This is a genomic window from Pantoea sp. X-Soil-TKNS-1280 (assembly GCF_059730475.1).
The window spans coordinates 81,817-102,658 of sequence record NZ_AP035964.1; the positions used below are offsets into that span (position 1 = coordinate 81,817).

A 20,842-nucleotide genomic window follows, 5' to 3' on the forward strand; every position below is an offset into this window, starting at 1 on the left:
ACAAGCTATGAGCTACCCATTGTGTTAGGGTCAGTTTTTAACTACCCGCCGCGGGATCGCATATGAAAAGCGTTATAGTCTTCTTCAATCTTGAGCCTGCCGAGGTCATTAGTGTAATGCGAGGCGTTACCTCAATTGGCCGTAATTATCCCAATGGTGATAGAATTCAACTTCCAATAATGTCAGCCGGATTTCCATCTTTAACAGGGGACTCAAAAATTGTTCATATCGCCTCTGACCGGACCCTAACCAGTGATGAAATTCTGGAAGCGGCTAACAAAATGTTGTGAATAGTTTTAACTTAGTTTACTCCACCACCGTCTTCGGACGGTTTTTTAATCCTCCGCCAGGGATAACGGTTTACTACGCTATTAAGCATTGCGGACAGGTGTAAATCATGCGAGGACTCTCTCACAACTGGAATACTCTGTCAGCAAAATACAAATTAGTAGGCTAAGCTTCTTCATAAACCAACTAGGAAGAGTATGAGCTGATTTTGAAGAATATCGATATGAATTTTTTCGCTATTGAAATCAAAAAATTAGCCGCTGAATACCAATCGGGCAAAGTGCTTCAAGAAGTGAAAGCAGATGTGGATGGATTAATCCAGTCAATCAGAGAGAGTATTGGTCCTGATAAGAAGGTCCAGATTGAGCAATGGTCAATTCTGCTTGAAGCGTTAGAGGGGTATCGGAATAGCAGAGCTGACCCGGCATGGAGCATCGTGATATCGCATGCAGTTAGGAGGATAAAAAGTCGGAGGAGTAGTGCGAAGTTCAGTAGAAGGCGCTTTGCTGGTAAAAATCCATCCACTTATAAATAAAGCAAACCACTTAGAAGGTATATCTATAATGACCAGCTTTCCTGAAAGTTTACTGGCCGCCTCCGGGCGGTTTTTTCTTATCTGAAGGAAGGCAACTACCACATGACTGAAATCAGATTTGTGGTGGTCGGCCATCACACCCGCAGTTATGCCGCTGTTCAGCTGGCTAATTCGATTGGCGCTCATCTGCTGATTGATGATTAACGCAGGGGAGCCAACTGGAATCATCACCGTGCTATTGAGTGGGCTGCACAACAGGACTGCCGCGTTGTCATTCTTGAAGACGATGCACAGCCGGTTGATGGCTTTCGCCTGCTGGTTTCCGAATGGCTGGAGCGATTCCCTGATGATCTGGTGAGCTTCTACCTAGGCACCGGCAGACCACCGCAGTACCAGAAAGAGATTGCAGGGATGCTGGTTGAAACAGACCGCACCCGCGCGAGTCACATCGTAATGAGTAAGCTAATTCACGGTGTCTGTTACAGCCCGCCACAAAGCAGCCTGCAACAGATAGTCAGTAGATGGAATCAGACCAAAGCCGCTGATTATGCTGTCGGCGATGCATACGGTGGATGTGTCATTTATCCATGCTATTCACTCGTTGACCATGCCGACCTGCCAACGGTTGAGCGTCACCCGGACAATGAGCCGAGGACAGAACGCCGCAGAGCATGGAGACTGGCATGAAAACGCTCAACGCTGGGTTAATCAGGCGGTTATGGCTTTTTTGACCTGAATCTCTCAAGACCAGAAAACACCCGTGGGGTAATTGAACCGGTTACCAGTATTGATGGTTCAGGCTTTGACTGAATTTTATACACTGCAATCTGAGCCTTGCTCAGTATCTTTTCTGGTGCGAGGTCTGACACGATTGAGTATTCAGATGTTGGCAACTCCCACCTGATTCCATCAATACCAAGACTTCGTGAAAAACCTTCCAGTTTCATTTGCTTATGGAGGTTTTCATATTTATTGCTTTTATCTGCATCATGCAACTCAACGCGTACCGTGTAATTGATCATAAGAACTCCTGTAACAAGGGCTTATTAAGATAATTCCTAATCGGTAAAGCGACAATGTTTTTAATGGATTGGGATATGAAAGAACCCCGCATCTACGGCAGCAGATGGGATAAAGCTCACCTGCGATTCCTGCAACAGCATCCGCTGTGTGTGATGTGTGAACAGCAGGGAAGGATCACAGCGGCCACGGTTGTAGACCACATCGAACCACACAAACTGAAAGACGCGCTGAAGACGGGCAACAGCCAGGCGATATCGAAAGCACAGCATTTGTTCTGGAGTAAAGACAACTGGCAATCGCTGTGCAAAGCGCATCATGACTCAACCAAACAGAGAATGGAGAAAAGCGGAACCGTCATCGGCTGCGATGCTAACGGCTACCCGCTCGTTCCTGCTTCTCACTGGAGTAAGTAATGACGGCAGATGAACAAACCATTCTGATGTTCAGAGGATTGATCGCATCACTCCCTGAAGAGAGTCAGGCAAAGGTAAAGCAGGCAGAGAAACAGATTCGTGACCTGCTGCCAATTTACCCGGAAGGCGAAGCATTCGTGGCGATGGAATGCGGCAATGCCAGCAGACTATGCGGTTGGTGATGCGTATGGCGCAGCTGTCATTTACCCGTGCTACTCGCTGGTCGATGACGCAGATAGTACGGCAGTCGAGGCGCACCCTGATGGTGAGGGCAGGCCAGAGCGTCGCCGGGCATGGCGTCTGGCGCGGGTGGCTTCAAATACGAACGGTTACCATTTGCATCCCGATGATATATACGGATGAGAATGATTATCATTTGTGGGTCCCTCTGGAGGGGAACCCATCCACGGGGCGGCTCACTCGCGGAAAACGGCTAGTTTTGCATTTTCCATGCGGACACCACCATGTGAGTTAACTTTATGTTTTATTTCATATAAGTAGTTATTGAGGTGTCCAGTGACACCAGGATAAGGGACATCTGACCAGTCTCTAACGTTATGTTAAAAAACATAAAAGAGGGAAATCAGCTGGTGTGTTGAGGTGAGCAATGTCAGACATCAGCAAAATCGGTGATGCTTACAACTGGAGTGTTGCGAAAATTGCTGAAGCGTTTGGCATGGACCGCAAAACTGTCAGAAAGAGACTGATAGATGCCAACATCACAGCGGCTGATACCGTAAGAGGCAATCCGGTTTACGCCCTGAAAGATGTCGGACCTGCATTATTTGTATCTGAAGAATTTAACAATCCTGACTCCCGGCACGATCCTTCTCTGATGGACCCAAAATCCCGTAAGGACTGGTTTCAGTCTGAAAACGAGCGCGTGAAGCTGGAATCCACGCTGAAACAGCTTGTACCTGCCGATGAAGTGCATCGGGAAATGGCGATGATGGCGAAGTCTGTGCTTCAGGTGCTGGATACCTGGCCTGACCGACTGGAGCGTGACCGTGGATGGTTGCCAGAACAGATAGCGGAAGCGCAGGAAATCATTGATGAAATGCGTGATGCACTTGCCGGTAAAGTGAACAGCGCAGGGGAAGAAGAGGATTCCGACCAGTGAGTTATGCATCTGCCAGCACAATCCGCCGTGATGTCTCCGAGTTGCTGAAAGCACCACGCCGCATGCCTGTATCTGAAGCAGTTTCCCGTTATATGCGGGTTCCGCTGGGCGGTGGCAGCTCGCTGCCGTGGGACGCGACACTGACACCTTATATTACTGAGCCGATGAATTGCCTGGCATCCCGTAATTATGATGCCGTGGTGTTTGTCGGCCCTGCACGAACCGGGAAGACCATCGGCCTGATTGATGGCTGGATAGTCTATTCGGTGGTCTGTGATCCAGCTGATTTTCTTCTGATTCAGATGACAGAGGAGAAGGCCCGCGAGCACTCCAAGAAGCGTCTGGATCGTACTTTTCGCTGTAGTCCCGAAGTTGCCAGGCGGCTCAGTCCACGCGCCAGTGATAATAACGTTCATGATCGTACTTTCCGGGCCGGGAATTACCTGAAGATTGGCTGGCCGTCAGTCAATATCATGTCATCGTCGGACTATCGCTTTGTTGCCCTGACAGATTATGACCGCTGGCCTGATGATATTGATGGCGAGGGTGATGGATTTTCCCTGGCATCCAAACGAACTACCACATTTATGTCATCAGGCATGACCCTGGTTGAGAGTAGTCCTGGTCGGGAAATATCTGACAGCAAATGGCGTCGTCATTCTGCGCATGAAGCACCGCCCGCCACCGGGATTTCATCTCTGTATAACCGTGGCGACCGCCGCCGCTGGTACTGGCCCTGCCCACACTGTGGGGAGTATTTCCAGCCATCAATGGATGCAGTTGCGGGATACCGCGACAACCCCGACCCGGTAGTGGCAAGTGAATCGGCTTATGTACAGTGTCCTCACTGTGCAGGCCGAATCAGCCCACATGAAAAGCGCCTGCTTAATCAGCGAGGTATCTGGCTTCGAGATGGCGAGGGGATTAACGCTGAGGGACAGAGGACAGGAGAGGCAAGGCGATCACGTATTGCATCATTCTGGATGGAAGGTCCGGCAGCAGCCTATCAGACCTGGGCGCAGCTGACTTACAAACTGCTTACCGCCGAACAGGAATACGATACGACCGGCAGTGAGGAAACGCTGAAGGCGGTCATCAACACGGACTGGGGTCTTCCATATCTGCCACGTTCTGCCACTGACGCCCGTAAGGCCGAAACCCTGATGGCGCGTGCAGAAACAGTCAACCGCCGCACGGTGCCCGATGGCGTGCATTTCCTTGCTGCGACTGTGGACGTGCAGGGCGGCAGGAATAAACGCTTTGTCGTTCAGGTAGTGGGTTACGGTGCCCACGGTGAGCGCTGGATTGTGGATCGCTATAACATTCGGCATTCGCTCCGCAGCGGGCCGGATGGTGAAAGCCTGCCCGTCAGTCCTGATGCTTACCTTGAGGACTGGTCACTGCTCCGGTCTGATGTGCTGGATAAGTGCTGGCCGATGTCGTCCGATCCTTCCGTCACCCTGCCGGTTCTTGCGATGGCGGTGGACTCTGGCGGTGAAGATGGCGTAACAGGCAATGCCTATGAATTCTGGCGTCAGTGCCGCCGCGATGGCGTTCACAAGCGGGTTTACCTGTTCAAGGGTGACAGTACCACGCGCAGCAAACTGGTGACCAAAACCTTTCCTGATAACACCGACAGACCTAACCGCCGTGCTGAAGCACGGGGTGATGTTCCGTTATATCTGTTGCAGACCAATCAGCTGAAAGACCGCATAAGCAATGCCCTTCAGCGCGATGTTCCCGGCCCCAACTATGTGCATTTCCCTGACTGGCTGGGTGAATGGTTCTATGACGAACTGACTTATGAGGAACGCGGAAAAGACGGTAAGTGGCAAAAGCCTGGTAAAGGTGCCAACGAAGCGTTTGACCTGCTGGTGTATGCCCACGCCCTGGTCATCCTGCGCGGTTATGAGCGCATTAACTGGGATAGCCCACCGGATTGGGCTTGTGCACCGGAAAAATCATCTGTTTCCGGGCGCTCTCCCTCATCCGCCAGGCCCGCACGTCAACCTGAACCTGAATCAAAACCAGCGGAACCCCGCAGGGAGGCAGCGCCTTCCGCATGGGCACCCGCATCTAACGGAGGCTGGCTGTGAATCAGGCCGATATCGAACGTATGTTACAGCGATACATCGAAGCGGAACTGGCCGTGCTCGATGGAAAATCTATAGAAATAAACGGCCAGTCCATGACGATGGAAAGCCTGAGCGAGATCAGAAAAGGGCGGGAATACTGGCAACGTCAGTTGCAGCAATGTATTGATGCGCAGCGCGGGCGACCGCAGTACAGCCTGGCGAGGTTTCGTAGATGACATTACTGGATAACGCCATCGGGCTGATTTCACCTGGCTGGAAAGCGGCGCGCCTGCGCTCCCGGCTTGAAATCAAAGCCTATGAAGCAGCCATGCCGACCCGCACGCACCGTGCGAAGCGTGAAAACCGTAACGCCAATCAGATGACGCAGTTTGGCGGACGCTCTATCCGCGAGCAGGCCCGCTGGCTGGACAGTAACCACGATCTGGTTATTGGTCTGCTTGACAAACTGGAGGAACGCATAGTTGGCTCGCGCGGCATTGTTGTTGATCCACAGCCGATGCTGAAAACCGGTCTTCTGGCCGATGATCTGTCCCGGCAGATTCGCACAGCCTGGGCGGAATGGTCCGTATCGCCGGATGTGACCGGTCAGTTTACCCGGCCCGTACTTGAGCGCCTGATGGCCCGTACCTGGCTGCGTGATGGCGAGGTGTTTGCACAACTGGTGCAGGGTAACGCCGCCGGGCTGGAAGCGTCGAACGGCATTCCCTTCTGGATAGAAGCGCTGGAACCTGACTATGTGCCACTTGAGCTGAGCGATCAGAGCCAGAAAATAGTGCAGGGGATATTCCTCAATGACTGGGGTTGCCCGGTGAAATACGCCGTATGTAAAAATCTTGTGACATCAGGTGTTGCGCTGGGTGACATCAAGCAGGTCGATGCCGGGAACATGCTGCACCTCAAGTTTATGCGTCGTCTGCATCAGGTGCGCGGTAACAGCGTACTTTCCGGCATTCTTATCCGCCTCAGCGCCCTGAAGGAGTATGAAGATTCAGAGCTGACGGCAGCACGTATTGCTGCCGCGCTGGGTATGTTCATCCGTAAGGGTGATGCGATGTCATACGACGAAAACAACATTAAGGGAGCGCGTGAGCTGGATATTCAGCCGGGCATGTTGTTTGACAAACTGCTTCCCGGTGAAGATATCGGCATGATCAAGTCTGACCGCCCCAACGCCAACCTTGAATCATTCCGTAACGGTCAGCTCCGTGCAGTGGCCGCTGGCAGTCGCAGCAGCTTTTCCAGCATATCCCGTAACTATGACGGCAGCTACAGCTCGCAGCGGCAGGAGCTGGTGGAGTCTTTTGAAGGCTACAGCATCCTTCAGGATGCGTTCGTTGCCGCCGTCACCCGCCCGATGTACCGCCAGTGGCTGAATATGGCAATGGTTGCCGGAGTTATCAAAGTGCCCACTGACGTGGACCGCACAACGCTGATGAATGCGGTCTACAGCGGTCCTGTAATGCCGTGGATTGATCCACAGAAAGAGGCCAATGCCTGGAAAACCATGATTCGCGGAGGTGCGGCCACAGAAAGCGACTGGGTGCGCGCACGCGGCGCTAATCCTGGCGAAATTAAACGCCGCCGCAAAGCGGAGGTTGATGAAAACAAAGACCTGGGCCTGGTGTTTGATACCGACCCGGCAAATGACAAAGGGGCGACCAGTGGTCAGCAAAAAGAAGAGTAAAACACGCTTTTCTCCGCGTGCGTCATCCGGTGATCACAGCTGGTTTCGCATGGAAGCCAGCGGCCAGAGCGCAGCGGATATTTATATTTACGATGAGATTGGTTACTGGGGCGTTACAGCCCAGTCGTTTGCCGCCAGCCTGAAGGCGCTCGGCGATATTGATCACATCAATCTCCATATTCACTCACCTGGTGGCGATGTGTTTGATGGCATTGCCATTTACAACCTGCTGAATGCCCATTCAGCCACCAAAACGGTTTATATCGACGGCCTTGCCGCGTCGATGGCGTCCGTGATTGCGATGGTGGGTAACCCGATCATCATGCCGGAAAACGCCATGATGATGATCCATAAGCCCTGGGGCATTACCGGTGGTGACGCCAACGACATGCGCGATTACGCCGATCTGCTGGATAAGGTTGAGGCGGTATTAATCCCGTCTTACGCCAAAAAGACCGGTAAAACCGCTGAGGAACTTGCCGGGATGCTGGGTGAAGAAACCTGGATGACTGCGCAGGAATGTATTGAACACGGCTTTGCCGATCAGTTAACCCCCGCAGTGCAGGCAATGGCCCGCATTAACTCCAAACGTATTGAGGAATTTGAAGCTATGCCACGTTCTCTTAAAACCCTGCTGAATACTGCACCGAAAGCGTCCACCACGACCACGCAGCAGCCAGCAACCCAGACGACCGCGCCAGTTTCACAGTCTGCGCCGGTTACGGGACCTGATGAGGCTGCTATTCGCGCACAGATTCATGCCGAACAGCGCCAGCGCGCGGAAGGCATCCGAAATCTGTTTGCCAGCTTTGGTGGTCGTCACCAGGAATTGCAGACTCAATGCCTGGAAGACATCGACTGCTCTGTTGACCAGGCAAAAGATAAGCTTCTGGAGGCACTCGGCAAAGATTCCACACCGACCACCCGACCGGGTGCCGCGCTACATATCCATTCCGGTAACGGCAATTTCACCGGTGACGGTATCCGCCAGGCGCTTATGGCCCGCGCGGGGTATGAAAATCGTGATAACAACAACCCATATAATGCCATGTCAATGCGTGAATATGCGCGCATGTCACTGACTGAGCGCGGTATCGGTGTGGCGTCATACAACCCGATGCAGATGGTGGGCCTGGCGCTGACTCACAGCACTTCGGATTTCGGTAATATCCTGCTGGATGTGGCGAATAAATCCATTCTTCAGGGCTGGGAAGAAGCGGATGAGACCTTTGAACAGTGGACCAAAAAAGGCCAGTTGTCGGACTTTAAAACCGCGCATCGTGTTGGCCTGGGTGGTTTCCCGTCCCTGCGCAAGGTCCGTGAAGGTGCTGAATATAAGTATGTCACCACCTCCGATCGTGGGGAACCGATTGCACTGGCAACCTACGGTGAAATCTTCTCCATCACTCGCCAGGCCATCATCAATGATGACCTGAATCAGCTGACGGACGTTCCGCTGAAGATGGGGCGCGCTGCCAAAGCGACCATCGGCGATCTGGTCTACGCCATTCTGACCGGTAACCCGGAAATGTCTGATGGCAGCGCACTGTTCAGTGCTGATCACCGCAATATCGCCAGCAGTGGCATTGATGTGGCCGGTCTGGATGCGGCGCGTCAGTTGATGCGCACACAGAAAGAGGGCACCACCGGGCGCACTCTTAACATTCGCCCGGCATTCCTGCTGGTGCCGACTGCGCTGGAAACCGTGGCAAATCAGACCATTAAATCTGCCAGCGTGAAAGGTGCTGATGTTAACGCCGGTATTATCAACCCGATCCAAAACTTCGCCACCATCATTGCTGAGCCGCGCCTGGACGATAAGAGCGCAATCCAGTGGTATATGGCCGCTGCACAGGGCATGGACACCATTGAGGTGGCCTATCTGAACGGCGTGGAAGCACCGTATATCGACCAGCAGGAAGGGTTTAACACGGACGGTATCGCCACCAAAGTGCGCATTGATGCCGGTGTTGCCCCGCTTGACTGGCGCGGCCTGGTGAAATCCACCGGCGCTCAGGGTTCCTGACAGTCAGCCAGCAGTTAGCCGCCCGTAAGGGCTTTTTTTATACCTGAAATCCGGCTTACGGGCCGGATGGAGAAAAGAAGATGGCCAAGAATTTCGTACAGAACGGTAACACCATCCCCCTGCTCAATGCCGGCTCCTCCGCAATCGCCAGCGGTTCAGCTGTCATCATCGGCAACATTGTGGCTATTGCCATCACCGATATTGCCGTGCAGGACACCGGCGACGGCTTTACGGAGGGGGTTTTTCAGTTACCGAAAGCCAGCGCAGATGTATTTACTCCGGGTGCAGCAGTGTATGTCAGTGATGGCACCGCACAGGCCAGTGCAGATGGCGGTGTGTATGCCGGTATCGCATGGGAGGACGCCGCCTCCGGTACCACGGCGGTTAACGTGAAGATCAACGCGGGTGCGGCTCCGGCTGTAACGGAAAGTGGCAGCTAACCCGTTTGACCGGCTGGCCGCGCGAATGGATGCAGTAACCGCCAGCCGTTTAGGGCGGGATGTAACCATTAACGGGCAGGTGATGACGGCTGTTGAAAGTCATTTCCTGCCTGAAATGGGGGCACTGGGCGGCGACGGTCTGTCTCTGGTTGTATTTGATGCGGATTACCGTGCCAGAACCGGCGACACCGTCATTTATAACGGCAATGAATATAGCGTGACACGTCACGTTAAGTTCAACGGCAAGCCGCAAATCTGGCTGGAGTAGGCCATGAGCATAAAAGGCCTGGAGCAGGCGATTGCCAACATGAACAGCATCAGTCAGACCGCTGTTCCGCGCGCATCATCGCAGGCAGTTAACCGTGTGGCTGTTCGTGCCATCGGGCGCAGCAGTTCAGTGGTTTCCCGTGATACCCGCGTGCAGCGAAAGCTGGTGATGCAACGTTCAAAGCTGAAAAAAGCCTCCGTCAATAACCCTGTCGCAACTTTGCGGGTGAATCGGGGGGATTTACCGGCCATCAAACTGGGTGCCGCCCGTGTTCAGTTGTCCAGGCGTATCGGACGAACGCGCGGCGCAGACAGTGTGCTGAAAATCGGGAAATTTAGTTTTCCGCACGCTTTTATTCAGCAGCTGGCGAACGGTCGCTGGCACGTACTGCGCCGGACGGGCAAAACCCGCTATCCGGTTGAGGTGGTCAAAATCCCGATGTCGGTTCCGCTGACTACTGCTTTCAAAGATCAGCTGCCGAAGTTGATGGAAAGCGATATGCCGAAAGAGATGGCCGCCGCCCTTAAAAACCAGCTCAGGATCATCATTAAACGATGAATAAACACACCCTTATACGCCAGGCGGTCATAAGCTCTCTGCAAACGGTCATCACTGACCCTTCGGTGCGCTGGTATGACGGACGCCCGGCAGTTATTAACGCCGAAGAACTGCCCACTGTTGCCGTTTATCTGACGGATGCGCAGCCTACCGGCAGCATGCTGGATGAAGACGAGTGGCGTGCTGTACTGCATGTTGAAGTTTTTCTGAAGGCCTCTAACCCTGACTCTGCCCTCGACCTGTGGATGGAGAACAGCATTTATCCTGCATTTTCAGACATGCCAGCCCTGTTTTCGCTGGTGGAAATGGTTGTTGCTGACGGTTATGACTACCAGCGCGACGATGAAATGGCGACGTGGGGTTCCGCTGACCTCCGTCACAATCTGAATTATTACCTGTGAGGCTACTATGGCAGCAAATGATCCTACCACACCTACTAAGGGTGCCCGCACTACGCTCTGGATGTATACCGGTAGTGGCGATGCTTATGCAAATCCGACATCGGATGATGACTGGACTCGCCTGGCGCAAATCAAGGACCTGACACCGGCAGAACTGACAGCTGACTCTTATGATGATTCCTATCTGGATGATGATAACGCCGACTGGGCGTCCACCACCCAGGGGCAGAAATCAGCAGGTGAAGCGAGCTTCACCCTTGCATGGAAGCCCGGTGAAACCGGTCAGCAGACCCTGATCGGTTGGTTCGATGATGGCAGCGATAAACCGTACAAAATCAAATACCCTAATGGTGTTGTGGATGTCTTTACCGGCTGGGTCAGCAGTCTGGGTAAAGCCGTTGCTGCCAACGAGGTTATTACCCGCACGGTTAAAATCGCCAATAAGGGCAAACCGCTGCTGGCAGAGAATCAGCTTGCTGAGTCAGGTTCATAAGGAGAAGTCATGTTTCTGAAAACGGAAGAATTCAGTTTCGCCGGGGAAAGCCTGACTCTTTACGAGCTGTCTGCCCTTCAGCGCATCGAATACCTGAGTTATCTGGCGGAGATGGAAAAAAAGTTATCTCCAGCAGAAAGTGATCCCGCGATTCGTCACGCTGAGCTGGTGGCAACGGGTATCCGGGCCAGCGCCATGCTGGTGGCTATGTCAATGTGGCAGGGCGACAGAAAAGGGCCTTCAGTTCAGGCGCTTTATGAAGAGATTCTGCCAACCTGGCCGGTAACCGCGCTTGGTGAGGCCGACAGGCAGATTAAGGTTCTGTCAGGAATGATGCCCCCGGAAAATGAGGAGCATACTGATTCCGAAAGTGAGCCAGTCGGCGAGGCAGTCACAGCGGAAAAGTCTTAGCCAGGGAACTGAGGTTCGTGATGCGGCTGGCCCGTGAGTTTGGACGCCCGGACTGGCGGGCAATGCTTTCCGGTATGACTTCGACAGAGCTTCGTGAATGGTCGCTATTTTACCGGGACCATTATTTCCACGATCACCTTCTGGACGCCCATTTTGCCAGCCTCAGCCACCTGGTGATTTCTCTCATGTGCAAAAACGACATGACACCTTCCAGTTTCAGTCTGTTGCACCCTGACAAAAAAGATGTTGAACCCAGCGATGAGCAGCTGATGCTGCTGGCTGAAGGTATTTCAGGAGGTGTGCGTTATGGCCCAGGCAGTGGGTGATCTGGTCGTTAATCTCGATCTAAATTCCTCGTCGTTTACTGAACAGACGGCATTTGTGCGCAAGCAGTTTGTTGGTTTGGGCAAAGATTCAGATGCCGCGGGAAAGGCCGGGCAGGATGCATTCAATAAGCAGGAGCTTGCAGCAAAACGCGCGGGAATTTCCGTTGGTCAATATAAAGCTGCAATGCGCACGCTGCCTGCACAGTTCACCGATATTGCTACTCAGTTAGCGGGTGGACAAAGCCCCTGGCTTATTCTGTTGCAACAGGGAGGCCAGATTAAAGACTCCTTCGGTGGCCTGCGTCCGACTTTTAGCGCATTATTCGGGGCCATTAATCCGGTTATGGCCGGTGTTGTTGGGCTGACGGCAGCTGCTGGTGCGCTGGCTTATTCTTTTGCCACCGGTCAGGCTGTCACCAGTGAGTTTAATAAAGCCCTGGTGATGACGGGAGACCGCGCAGGTCAGACAGCCAACAATCTGTTATTTATTTCTGAGTCTGCCGAAAGAGCTGGCAGCTCGTTTAGTGGTGCAACCGCGGCTGTTGCTGCCCTTGCCAGCGCAGGGGCTAATCTCGGAAGCGATTATCAGGTTGTTGCTGAATCAATTTCCTCTCTGTCTGATGCGACCGGCGCAAAGGTCGCTGATCTGGCCGCTGCTTTTGGCCGGATCACTTCAGACCCGACCAGCGGTCTGACTGCAATGGCTAAGCAGTACGGTAACGTTACTGCTCAGCAGCTGGATTACGTCAAATCTCTCCAGGATGCCGGAAAATACACTGATGCCCTGAATTATGCGAATGGCGTAGCTGCCCAGGGCTTTAAGACAATGGCCGGTGATATCCAGAACAACATGGGTACGCTGGAAACAGCTGCTGACAGCGTCGGCAACGCCTTCAAATCCATGTGGAATGCCCTGCTTGATATTGGCCGTGCCAAATCACTTCAGTCACAACTGTCGGATGCCACCGATAAGCTCTATGAGCTTGATCAGGCTCTGCGATCTACCAGCGCACAGGGTCAGCAGCGTGTTGGTCTGGAGAATGCGCGCGATCTGGCCCGGCAGCAGGTGTCATCGTTAACTGATCAACTTCATGCCGAACAGCAGAAAACGGAGGAAAAGCAGAAGCAGTCCACGCTTGAGCAAAGTTCGCTGTTAAATCAGCAGCATTTTCAGTCCATCTCTGATGCCGGTCTGACAAAGGAACAGCAACGCACCGCTGAGTATCAGCGTCTGAATCAGTATATTTCTGAGCGTCGAAAACTTAATCAGGCGCTGAGCGATGAGGAAATCGCGCAGATTAAAAAGGGGATTGAAGAGAAGTATAAGGACCCCAAGACACCAAAACAGAAAGGGTACAGCGTCTCAGCCGGTGATCAGGCTGCTGACAGTGTCAATGCTGAAACCCTGGCGTTGCAGACCCAGCTGAAGGTGCTCCAGCAGCATGCCGGTATCAATGACACCATCAGCCAGCAACGTAAAACCCTGTGGGAAACCGAAGCGAAATTTTCTGTACTGGAAGATGCAGCGAAAAACCGTGCCCTGAGCAAAGACGAACAGTCATTGCTTGCCAGTAAAGATAAAGTCCTGGCGCAGGCAGAAGTCAATGCACGGCTTGGTGACCAGATTGTAGCGCAACAGGCGCTGGCTAAGCTCCAGGAAGACCTGCGCGGTAAAGAAGAGAAAACGCTCAGCATCACCAAACAGCGTCTTGATTTACTGGATCGCCTGAAAGCAGATGGTGGCATATCTCAGGCAAATTACGATAAAACTTCGCGGGATGTAGCGAGCAAATCCCTTACGGATTTGCCTAAAGACGTTCAGCGTTCGGTGAGGAAATCCAGCGAATTTGGCGGCATGCTGTCGGGTACGTTTGCCGGAGATGCCAACCAGTTATCGCAACTGGATCAGCAATCCTCGGAGCTGGAAAAATGGTATCAGAGCAACCTGGCCTCGCTCGCACAGTACAGGCAGCAGCGTTCCGATCTCAATGTTCAGTGGGATTCGCAGGAAGAGGCACTGCGTAAGAAGCACTCACAGGCCGAACAGAGCATTGAAGATCAGAAAAATAAAATCATCAGCAGCGCCACGCAGTCCAGTCTGGACTCTGTTGTGGATATCACACGCACGGCATTTGGTGAGAAATCAGCAATCTACAAAGCAGCTTTTATTGCGGATAAAGCCTATGCAATCGCTCAGTCTATGGTTGCTATCCAGACAGGCATCGCTCAGGCAGCGGCAAATCCGTTCCCCTACAACCTGGTCGCAATGGCCTCTGTGGCCGCAGCCACGGCAAGTATTGTTTCAAATATCCAGTCAGTGGCGCTGACGGGGATGGCGCATGACGGTATTGATGCTGTGCCGGAAACTGGCACATGGTTGCTGCAAAAAGGTGAACGGGTGATGACAGCTCAGACATCTGCAAAACTGGACTCCACTCTGGAGAGTCTGCGCGGGCAGCAGCAGGCAACGGCTGGCGAAAATGCATTTCACTATTCACCGACCATCCAGGTAAATGGAGACCCGGACCAGCGCACAATGCAGATGATACAGGACGCTGTTGCGCAGGGTGGCAAAGAGACCTATCAACTGGTTACGGATCATATTGCGACCGGTCGGGGGAGAGTATCAAAAGCATTAGCAGCAGGATGGTCCAGTAAAAGGAGAACAGGTTAATGGCTGATATTTATTATCCCCATGATTATCTTCCGCTGCCTCTTCAGTCCGATCTGTCATTCAAGCCTGTAAGTCCTTTTTTGCGCACTAATTTAACGTCAGGTCGTGCAAGGCAGAGGCGGCTTTACACCTCAGTTCCGACTCAGGTTCCGCTTAAATGGTTTTTCAAAAAACAGGGCATGGCGCAGTACTTCGAAGCCTGGTTCAGAGACCGTCTTACTGACGGTGAATCATGGTTCTATATGAAAGTGAAAACACCGCTTGGTGTTGAACTGTATAAGTGCAGGTTTACTGATATTTATGAAGGGCCAATGTTGCTGGCGGGTAAATTCTGGCAGTACACGGCCACGATTGAATTATGGCAGCGTCCCATTATTTCACCGGAGTGGACCGATTTCCCGGATTTTGTCGTCAACAACGACATTATTGATCGTGCAATGAATCGTGAGTGGCCTGAATCATGACAGTGCTTAACCGGCTTTATGCCTCATCCGGTAATGAAGTCATCATTGAAACACTGGAAATAAGTATCGGTGATGGGGTCCATTATCTCTGTAAAGGTTATGAGGACATTACGGCAGTGACCGAGGATGGCGATACTGTAACATTCAAGGCATGCGCTATTGATATAGCCCTTCCGGCAAGAAACAGTGATGGTACTCAGGATTTACAGTTTGCCATCAGTAATATCGAAGGTGTGGTATCCACAGCAATCAGAACAGCACTGGATAACCTGAGCAGCGCCACGCTCAAGTATCGCAATTTCATCTCCACTGACCTCAGTGCACCTGCATCCAAACCCTACACACTGGTTGTGAAATCCGGTTCCTGGACGGCTTTGCAGGTGCAGATTAAGGCAGGCTACATGAACATTCTTGATACTGCGTGGCCGCGTAACCGATACACGCTTCCGTATTACCCTGGGCTTCGGTACATCAGCTAAGGAGAATCCATTGTTTGATCCAGATAAATACCGTTCAGTCACCTGGCTGAAGGGTGGCCGCGTATATCCTGAACTTGACTGTTTCGGCATTGTGAATGAAATCCGCCGTGACATTGGCTTTTCGGAATGGCCTGATTTTTCAGGTGTAACTAAAGACGGGAACGGTCTCGACCGTGAAGCCAGAAAGCTAATGCTGTCTCTTAAGAAATGTGAGCCATGTGCAGGCGCAGGTGTTGCCTGCTATTCAGGGGCAGCAGTCACGCATGTGGGTATTGTGGTCGAAATTAACGGCCTTCTGCATGTGGCTGAATGCAATCCTGGCACCAACGTGACTTTTCTGCCGCTTTCCCGTTTCAGGCGTCGCTTTGTTAAAGTGGAGTTCTGGCAGTGACAATAAGCATATTTCCTTCCCGTCTCCCTGGTGAACCTCTGGAGGTGCATCAGCATGGTGAAACAACAGTTCATGGCTGGTTGACTGCGAATGTTAAGGGATTTCACTCTGATGTAGCGCATCCCATCAGCATTGATGTTGACGGAAAACAGATACCATCATCTGTCTGGTTTGAGTGCCATATTTCGCCGACCAGCGATGTGCGTATTTACCCGGTCCCTTACGGGATAGAAACACTGGCGTGGATAGCCGTGGCGGTGTCAGTAGCTGCGGCTGCGTATTCCATCTTTATGATGGCAAATATGGACACCGGTTCATATACATCATCAACCGGGAAAAGCCTGGACCTGAATCCGGCTGAGGCCAACTCAGCAAAACTTGGCGATGCGATCCGTGAGGTCTTTGGGCGGACCCGTATTTACCCGGATTATGTTGTTTCTCCCGTAACCCGGTTTGATTCCACCGATCCCACTATCATGCGCGTCAGCATGTTGATCTGCGTCGGGATGGGTAATTTCGCGTTTACTGATGGTGATATCCGGGTAGGGGATACGCCAGCATCATCTCTCACGGGTTTCAATTATACCGTTTACCAGCCCGGTGCGGATGTTTCTGGTGATGAGCGCAGTGAAAACTGGTTTTCATCTACCGAAGTCGGCGGCACGTCATCAGGCTCAGGGCTGGATATGGCGCAGACTGCCCCGGAAGCCGATGACATCATTGCAGACAGTATGACGGTTTCGGGTGCCGGCGTGTCGTTCACCGGCCTTGATACTGATGATGACGATGATACGGACGATGATGATGAAGCACTGCCGGATTCGTGGGTAGAGGGGGAGACTGTTGAGATTATTGCGCCGACGACCTTCAACGTCGGCTCATCTTCCGGTTACAGCGTGCTGGCGAGTGACTTCCTGTCTGAAATAAATCCATATGTTGGTATGCCGGTGACAATGACTTACGGCAGCATCGATTATCAGCTTTTTATTGCCAGCTATACACCGACACAGGCAGCCGTTCCAGGCACGGGTGGGAGCGCGGCATCTGTTCAGGCCAGCGCAGCGCCGACAACGTATGATTTTTCGACAAATACAGCCACGTTTGACGTGACCTGGCAGGGTATAACTTACACCGTATCCCTGATAGCTGATTACGTCACGATGTCCGGTCTGGTTGCGGCCATTACCGAAGCGCTGGAAGGTTCCGGCCTGGCCGCACAGGATAACAGCGGTACGGTGCTGATCACTGAGCCTTCAAGCCCCTATGCGGGCGGCAGCATCACGACCTCTTCATTGCCATCAGGCGTATTCGGTTCATCGCCGGTTAACATGACTGGCACAACATCATCGGGTGGCAGCGCAGCAGTAACGGCCAGTGTCACTCTGGCTTACGCCAGCGCAACCGGCACAGCATTTACCGGCGTTCCAACAGGTCAGCAGCGCCTGTCAGTATCTCATCGTGGTTATGAATACCAGATAGTGTCAGCGTCAGGTGCGACAGCTACAGTTCAACGCCTTATTGATGGCGTGGTCGATGAAGTGTGGCCGGGATTCTCAGCCAGGACGATGATCGATTATGAGGCCAGTGGTATCAACGATAACGACACCTGGATGGGGCCATTTCTGGCCTGCCCTGAAAATGAAACCTGCGATTTGTTTGAGGTGAATTTTTCTTTTCCGAGCGGCATATGTGGATTTAACAGCAAGGGGAAAAAGCAGAGCCGTACCGTAGAGTGGGAAATTCAGTATCGTGTCTATGGCTCCGGCACCGGATGGATAAGCCATACCGGTAATTACAGTCTTAAAAACATCAACGGGCTGGGGTTCACGGAGAGAATTACACCGTCTGCTGCGGGTCTAATTGAGGTTCGCTGTCGCAGGCTGAATGAGCAGGGCAGCGACAATGCCCGTGATTCTATGTACTGGCAGGCATTGCGTGGACGACTGCTTACCCGGCCAACATCCTATGCTGGCGTAACACTGATGGGTGTTACCGTTGAGACAGGTGGAAAGCTGGCTGCTCAGTCAGACAGAAGGGTCAATATAGTTGCAACCCGTCAGTATGACACTGGAACAGCAAGGACGATCTCCGGTGCGTTACTGCATGTTGGTAATTCGCTGGGTCTTGATATGGACGAGGAAGCCATTGCAGAACTTGAAGCGACTTACTGGACTCCTGAAGGAGATTACTTCGATTTCTCTGCCGATTCATCCGGTTCTGATTCATCGTCAGCTCTCGATATGCTTCAGAAAATCACGAACGCGGGTAAAAGCTATTTCCTGTTAAGTGATGGTCTGGCATCGGTAGGGCGGGAAGGGGTGAAAACGTGGACAGGGATTATCAGCCCACAAGAAACCACTGATCACCTGGAAACCTCTTTTACTGCTCCATCTGATGATGATTATGACGGCGTTGATGTTACCTACATCAACGGCACAACCTGGGCAGAAGAAACAGTGCAGTGCCGGTTACCGGATAACCCAACGCCGTCAAAGATTGAGTCTTATACCCTTGATGGTGTGTTAGACCAAGATAAGGCCTATCAGTTTGGCATGCGCCGCCTGATGAAATATCAGAAACAGCGCCTGTCGCACTCAGCCACAACTGAAATGGATGCGCTGTGTTACAACGTGGGTGATCGCATCATTCTGACCGACGACATACCGGGAAATAAAACGGTTTCATGCCTCGTTGTTGCCATGAGCACCGCGGATGATGTTACGACATTCACTGTCAGTGAACCGCTGGACTGGTCTTTTGATAATCCGCGAGCTGTCCTGCGCTACCAGGACGGAACAGCGTCCGGGCTTATGGTGGCTACCAGAGTAGGGGATTATCAACTGTCGGTGCCTTACCTTGCGGCATTCGATGAAATTGTTATGAACGATCCAGCCATTGAGCCGCCCCGGCTGATTTTCTGTGATTCTTCCCGTGTCGGGTATGACGCGCTAATCGCTGAAATAGAGCCTCAATCTGATGGAACATGCCAGGTAACAGCAAACGAATACCGCGATAGCTTCTACAGCTATGACGACGCGACATACCCCGGCGACACCGATTCAACGTCCTCAACCTGACCAACCTAAATCCGGCACACCCCGCCCTCTGGCGGGGTTTAACCGAGTTAGTGAGGAAGTCTAATTTCCGCGTGTACCGCCGTAGCTATTACCCGGCCAACTCCTTTTTTGATAACGATATCAGCGTAATCTTTGTTGAGGGATTTAAGTGTAATTTGTCTCATATCCGGGAAGTACTGCTTGAAGGTCATTTCATCCTCAATTGCATACAAAACGAAGCTACCTTCTGATGGTTCAACGCTAGGATCGAATGTAACTATTGCCCCCTCGGGGAAGCTATAACCACCTGAACCACTCATTGAGTAGCCGCGGATTATCATTGCAAACGAATTAGCCCCTATATCAATCCAGCACGGATGGAACTTTTCAGCATTTTGTATTTCTTCCTCAAATCGGTCTGCAAAATTTCCCATTTCTATCTTAGGTATTTGCCTGACGGAGGTGTACGGGGCATAGCTGCGAGTATTAGGTGGATTTCCGTTACCAGACGTCAACCATTCGACCGATGTTCCTAAGGCTGCGGCCATTTTCATAAGGGTTTTTTCACGAGGTTTAGCTTCACCACCCTCGTATGCAGCAATCTGACGCTGGACCACACCGGATAGTTTTGCCAGCTCGGTTTGAGTTAAGCCCACGATCGCTCTTGCATGGGCAACTCGCGTTGAGAACTTGTCATCAAAGCTCATAAAAACTCATCCATAAAATAAACTTGACTCATATTTCAATATGAACAAAAATGATCACATCAATATGAGTTTTTATGTTGTTACGAGAGAGGAGTTCATAATGACTGAAAAGGTTTCTTCTATCAAGCCGCGGCAGGTTCGCTTTATTGAAAGCGTGGATGCTCACATTCGAGAGTCGGCAAAACGATGCCATCGTTCAATTCAGGCAGAAATTGCATATCGGATGGAATTGCTTATCAAGCTTGAGGAGAGAGGCGATGTTGTTATCCGGTAAAAACAGCGAAGCCCTGACTGCTGTAACAGTAAGGGCTTCTATGCCAAATAAACCATCTCATAGGAATATTGACATGCACATTATAAACGAATTGGACCTTAGCTTCCACGGGCTTCATCTTCAACCGATTGCTGGTATGCCTGGTATCTGGCTTACTGCCAATCAACTCGGATTTGCACTAGCGTATGCAGATGATAAGGCGGTTCAGCGCATTTATACGCGCCATGCCGATGAATTTACCGAACAAATGACAGGGGTGGTCAAAGTGACCACCCCTTGCGGAGAACAAATGACAAGAGCGTTCTCCCTTCGTGGTGCACACCTTGTGGCAATGTTTGCGCGCACACCCACTGCAAAGAGTTTTCGGCGGTGGGTCTTGGATATCCTCGACCGAGATACTGGGCAAAATGTTGTTCGTGAAAACATGCCAAGCACCCGAGAGCGGCACGCATATTACGTAGATGCTTTAGCTAATCACTATCAGGTGATGTACGAAGCATGGGAAATGCAAATAGAACCGGCATTGCGCGCCATTGAGTCTCCACTTGCCGGGAGACTATGTGACAGATTCAAGGATGGGGCCGTATTCATGAGAAGCGTCATTGACGGGGCAAAGGAGCAAATGTTACCTGGAGAAGAGGCAAGAATTTGGTGAAGACCAAAAAGAAAACCGCCAGTGTGGAGCTGGCGGCTTACATCAACTACTGATTGGAGT

Annotated in this window: 24 protein-coding genes and 3 pseudogenes; 25 read left to right on the top strand and 2 right to left on the bottom strand. The window is 52.0% G+C overall.

From position 1 onward, the window contains the following. Window positions 1-62 precede the first annotated feature (62 nt). The 3 genes and pseudogenes from AC6I8X_RS23575 (at window position 63) to AC6I8X_RS23585 (ending at window position 1,510) form a co-directional block, all read left to right on the top strand. On the top strand, window positions 63-290 hold the full coding sequence (locus AC6I8X_RS23575) for a hypothetical protein (RefSeq protein WP_299454319.1): 228 nt from the start codon (window positions 63-65) through the stop codon (window positions 288-290). A gap of 206 nt (window positions 291-496) precedes the next feature. Then, entirely contained in the window at window positions 497-823 is a 327-nt protein-coding gene (locus AC6I8X_RS23580; RefSeq protein WP_299454316.1) for a hypothetical protein, read from the top strand. Window positions 824-925: 102 nt separating this feature from the next. Further along, window positions 926-1,510 (top strand): annotated as a pseudogene (locus AC6I8X_RS23585) (hypothetical protein). A gap of 29 nt (window positions 1,511-1,539) precedes the next feature. Here the strand turns inward: AC6I8X_RS23585 and AC6I8X_RS23590 are convergent. Further along, window positions 1,540-1,845: a hypothetical protein gene (locus tag AC6I8X_RS23590; protein WP_299454313.1), complete on the bottom strand. Its 306-nt coding sequence runs from the start codon at window positions 1,843-1,845 to the stop codon at window positions 1,540-1,542. 75 nt (window positions 1,846-1,920) lie between these two features. Between AC6I8X_RS23590 and AC6I8X_RS23595 the strand changes: the two genes are divergently transcribed. From AC6I8X_RS23595 to AC6I8X_RS23690, 20 genes and pseudogenes are all read left to right on the top strand, one after another. Then, window positions 1,921-2,259, top strand: coding sequence for an HNH endonuclease signature motif containing protein (locus tag AC6I8X_RS23595; protein WP_497841598.1), 339 nt, complete (start codon window positions 1,921-1,923; stop codon window positions 2,257-2,259). Then, complete coding sequence (locus AC6I8X_RS23600) at window positions 2,259-2,441, top strand: hypothetical protein (RefSeq protein ID WP_497841599.1); 183 nt, start codon at window positions 2,259-2,261, stop codon at window positions 2,439-2,441. The genes AC6I8X_RS23595 and AC6I8X_RS23600 overlap by 1 nt, the downstream gene beginning before the upstream one ends. Continuing rightward, window positions 2,401-2,622, top strand: a pseudogene (locus tag AC6I8X_RS23605) (hypothetical protein); the annotation flags it as partial. The gene AC6I8X_RS23600 and the pseudogene AC6I8X_RS23605, both read left to right, overlap by 41 nt. A gap of 244 nt (window positions 2,623-2,866) precedes the next feature. After that, the gene (locus tag AC6I8X_RS23610; protein WP_497841600.1) at window positions 2,867-3,379 is read left to right on the top strand and encodes a DUF1441 family protein; all 513 of its coding nucleotides are present in this window, start codon (window positions 2,867-2,869) and stop codon (window positions 3,377-3,379) included. After that, entirely contained in the window at window positions 3,376-5,475 is a 2,100-nt protein-coding gene (locus tag AC6I8X_RS23615; protein ID WP_497841601.1) for a phage terminase large subunit family protein, read from the top strand. Before AC6I8X_RS23610 ends, AC6I8X_RS23615 begins: the two co-directional genes overlap by 4 nt. After that, window positions 5,472-5,690: a DUF6148 family protein gene (locus AC6I8X_RS23620; RefSeq protein ID WP_313687556.1), complete on the top strand. Its 219-nt coding sequence runs from the start codon at window positions 5,472-5,474 to the stop codon at window positions 5,688-5,690. Before AC6I8X_RS23615 ends, AC6I8X_RS23620 begins: the two co-directional genes overlap by 4 nt. Next, the gene (locus AC6I8X_RS23625) at window positions 5,687-7,159 is read left to right on the top strand and encodes a phage portal protein (protein ID WP_497841602.1); all 1,473 of its coding nucleotides are present in this window, start codon (window positions 5,687-5,689) and stop codon (window positions 7,157-7,159) included. The genes AC6I8X_RS23620 and AC6I8X_RS23625 overlap by 4 nt, the downstream gene beginning before the upstream one ends. Before the next feature lie 49 nt (window positions 7,160-7,208). After that, window positions 7,209-9,185, top strand: a complete 1,977-nt coding sequence (locus tag AC6I8X_RS23630) for a ClpP-like prohead protease/major capsid protein fusion protein (RefSeq protein WP_497841680.1) — start codon at window positions 7,209-7,211, stop codon at window positions 9,183-9,185. A gap of 80 nt (window positions 9,186-9,265) precedes the next feature. Beyond that, the gene (locus AC6I8X_RS23635; protein ID WP_497841603.1) at window positions 9,266-9,625 is read left to right on the top strand and encodes a DUF2190 family protein; all 360 of its coding nucleotides are present in this window, start codon (window positions 9,266-9,268) and stop codon (window positions 9,623-9,625) included. Between the two features lie 25 nt (window positions 9,626-9,650). Further along, the gene (locus AC6I8X_RS23640; protein WP_497841604.1) at window positions 9,651-9,893 is read left to right on the top strand and encodes a DNA breaking-rejoining protein; all 243 of its coding nucleotides are present in this window, start codon (window positions 9,651-9,653) and stop codon (window positions 9,891-9,893) included. Between the two features lie 3 nt (window positions 9,894-9,896). Beyond that, window positions 9,897-10,451 carry a phage tail protein gene (locus tag AC6I8X_RS23645; RefSeq protein ID WP_497841605.1) on the top strand — a complete coding sequence of 185 codons (555 nt, stop codon included), beginning with the start codon at window positions 9,897-9,899 and terminating at the stop codon, window positions 10,449-10,451. Further along, window positions 10,448-10,852: a phage tail terminator protein gene (gpU, locus tag AC6I8X_RS23650; RefSeq protein WP_497841606.1), complete on the top strand. Its 405-nt coding sequence runs from the start codon at window positions 10,448-10,450 to the stop codon at window positions 10,850-10,852. The genes AC6I8X_RS23645 and gpU overlap by 4 nt, the downstream gene beginning before the upstream one ends. A gap of 7 nt (window positions 10,853-10,859) precedes the next feature. Further along, a pseudogene (locus AC6I8X_RS23655) lies at window positions 10,860-11,324 on the top strand (phage tail tube protein); the annotation flags it as partial. Between the two features lie 30 nt (window positions 11,325-11,354). Then, window positions 11,355-11,756, top strand: coding sequence for a phage tail assembly chaperone G (gpG, locus tag AC6I8X_RS23660; RefSeq protein ID WP_497841607.1), 402 nt, complete (start codon window positions 11,355-11,357; stop codon window positions 11,754-11,756). Window positions 11,757-11,776: 20 nt separating this feature from the next. Continuing rightward, window positions 11,777-12,082, top strand: coding sequence for a phage tail assembly protein T (locus tag AC6I8X_RS23665; RefSeq protein WP_497841608.1), 306 nt, complete (start codon window positions 11,777-11,779; stop codon window positions 12,080-12,082). Then, on the top strand, window positions 12,063-14,756 hold the full coding sequence (locus AC6I8X_RS23670) for a phage tail length tape measure family protein (protein ID WP_497841609.1): 2,694 nt from the start codon (window positions 12,063-12,065) through the stop codon (window positions 14,754-14,756). Before AC6I8X_RS23665 ends, AC6I8X_RS23670 begins: the two co-directional genes overlap by 20 nt. Further along, window positions 14,756-15,220 carry a hypothetical protein gene (locus AC6I8X_RS23675; protein ID WP_497841610.1) on the top strand — a complete coding sequence of 155 codons (465 nt, stop codon included), beginning with the start codon at window positions 14,756-14,758 and terminating at the stop codon, window positions 15,218-15,220. The genes AC6I8X_RS23670 and AC6I8X_RS23675 overlap by 1 nt, the downstream gene beginning before the upstream one ends. Next, window positions 15,217-15,699 (top strand): DUF1833 family protein, encoded by a 483-nt coding sequence (locus AC6I8X_RS23680; RefSeq protein WP_497841611.1) that lies wholly within the window; start codon window positions 15,217-15,219, stop codon window positions 15,697-15,699. The genes AC6I8X_RS23675 and AC6I8X_RS23680 overlap by 4 nt, the downstream gene beginning before the upstream one ends. Before the next feature lie 10 nt (window positions 15,700-15,709). After that, complete coding sequence (locus AC6I8X_RS23685; RefSeq protein ID WP_497841612.1) at window positions 15,710-16,090, top strand: nitrite transporter; 381 nt, start codon at window positions 15,710-15,712, stop codon at window positions 16,088-16,090. After that, on the top strand, window positions 16,087-19,167 hold the full coding sequence (locus tag AC6I8X_RS23690; protein ID WP_497841613.1) for a host specificity factor TipJ family phage tail protein: 3,081 nt from the start codon (window positions 16,087-16,089) through the stop codon (window positions 19,165-19,167). Before AC6I8X_RS23685 ends, AC6I8X_RS23690 begins: the two co-directional genes overlap by 4 nt. Window positions 19,168-19,214: 47 nt before the next feature. Here the strand turns inward: AC6I8X_RS23690 and AC6I8X_RS23695 are convergent, their stop codons facing one another. Next, on the bottom strand, window positions 19,215-19,853 hold the full coding sequence (locus AC6I8X_RS23695; protein ID WP_497841614.1) for a LexA family protein: 639 nt from the start codon (window positions 19,851-19,853) through the stop codon (window positions 19,215-19,217). A gap of 100 nt (window positions 19,854-19,953) precedes the next feature. On the opposite strand from AC6I8X_RS23695, the gene AC6I8X_RS23700 reads away from it, so the two are divergent. Further along, the gene (locus tag AC6I8X_RS23700) at window positions 19,954-20,127 is read left to right on the top strand and encodes a hypothetical protein (protein ID WP_497841615.1); all 174 of its coding nucleotides are present in this window, start codon (window positions 19,954-19,956) and stop codon (window positions 20,125-20,127) included. Further along, window positions 20,111-20,782 carry a BRO-N domain-containing protein gene (locus tag AC6I8X_RS23705; RefSeq protein WP_497841616.1) on the top strand — a complete coding sequence of 224 codons (672 nt, stop codon included), beginning with the start codon at window positions 20,111-20,113 and terminating at the stop codon, window positions 20,780-20,782. Before AC6I8X_RS23700 ends, AC6I8X_RS23705 begins: the two co-directional genes overlap by 17 nt. Window positions 20,783-20,842 lie beyond the last annotated feature (60 nt).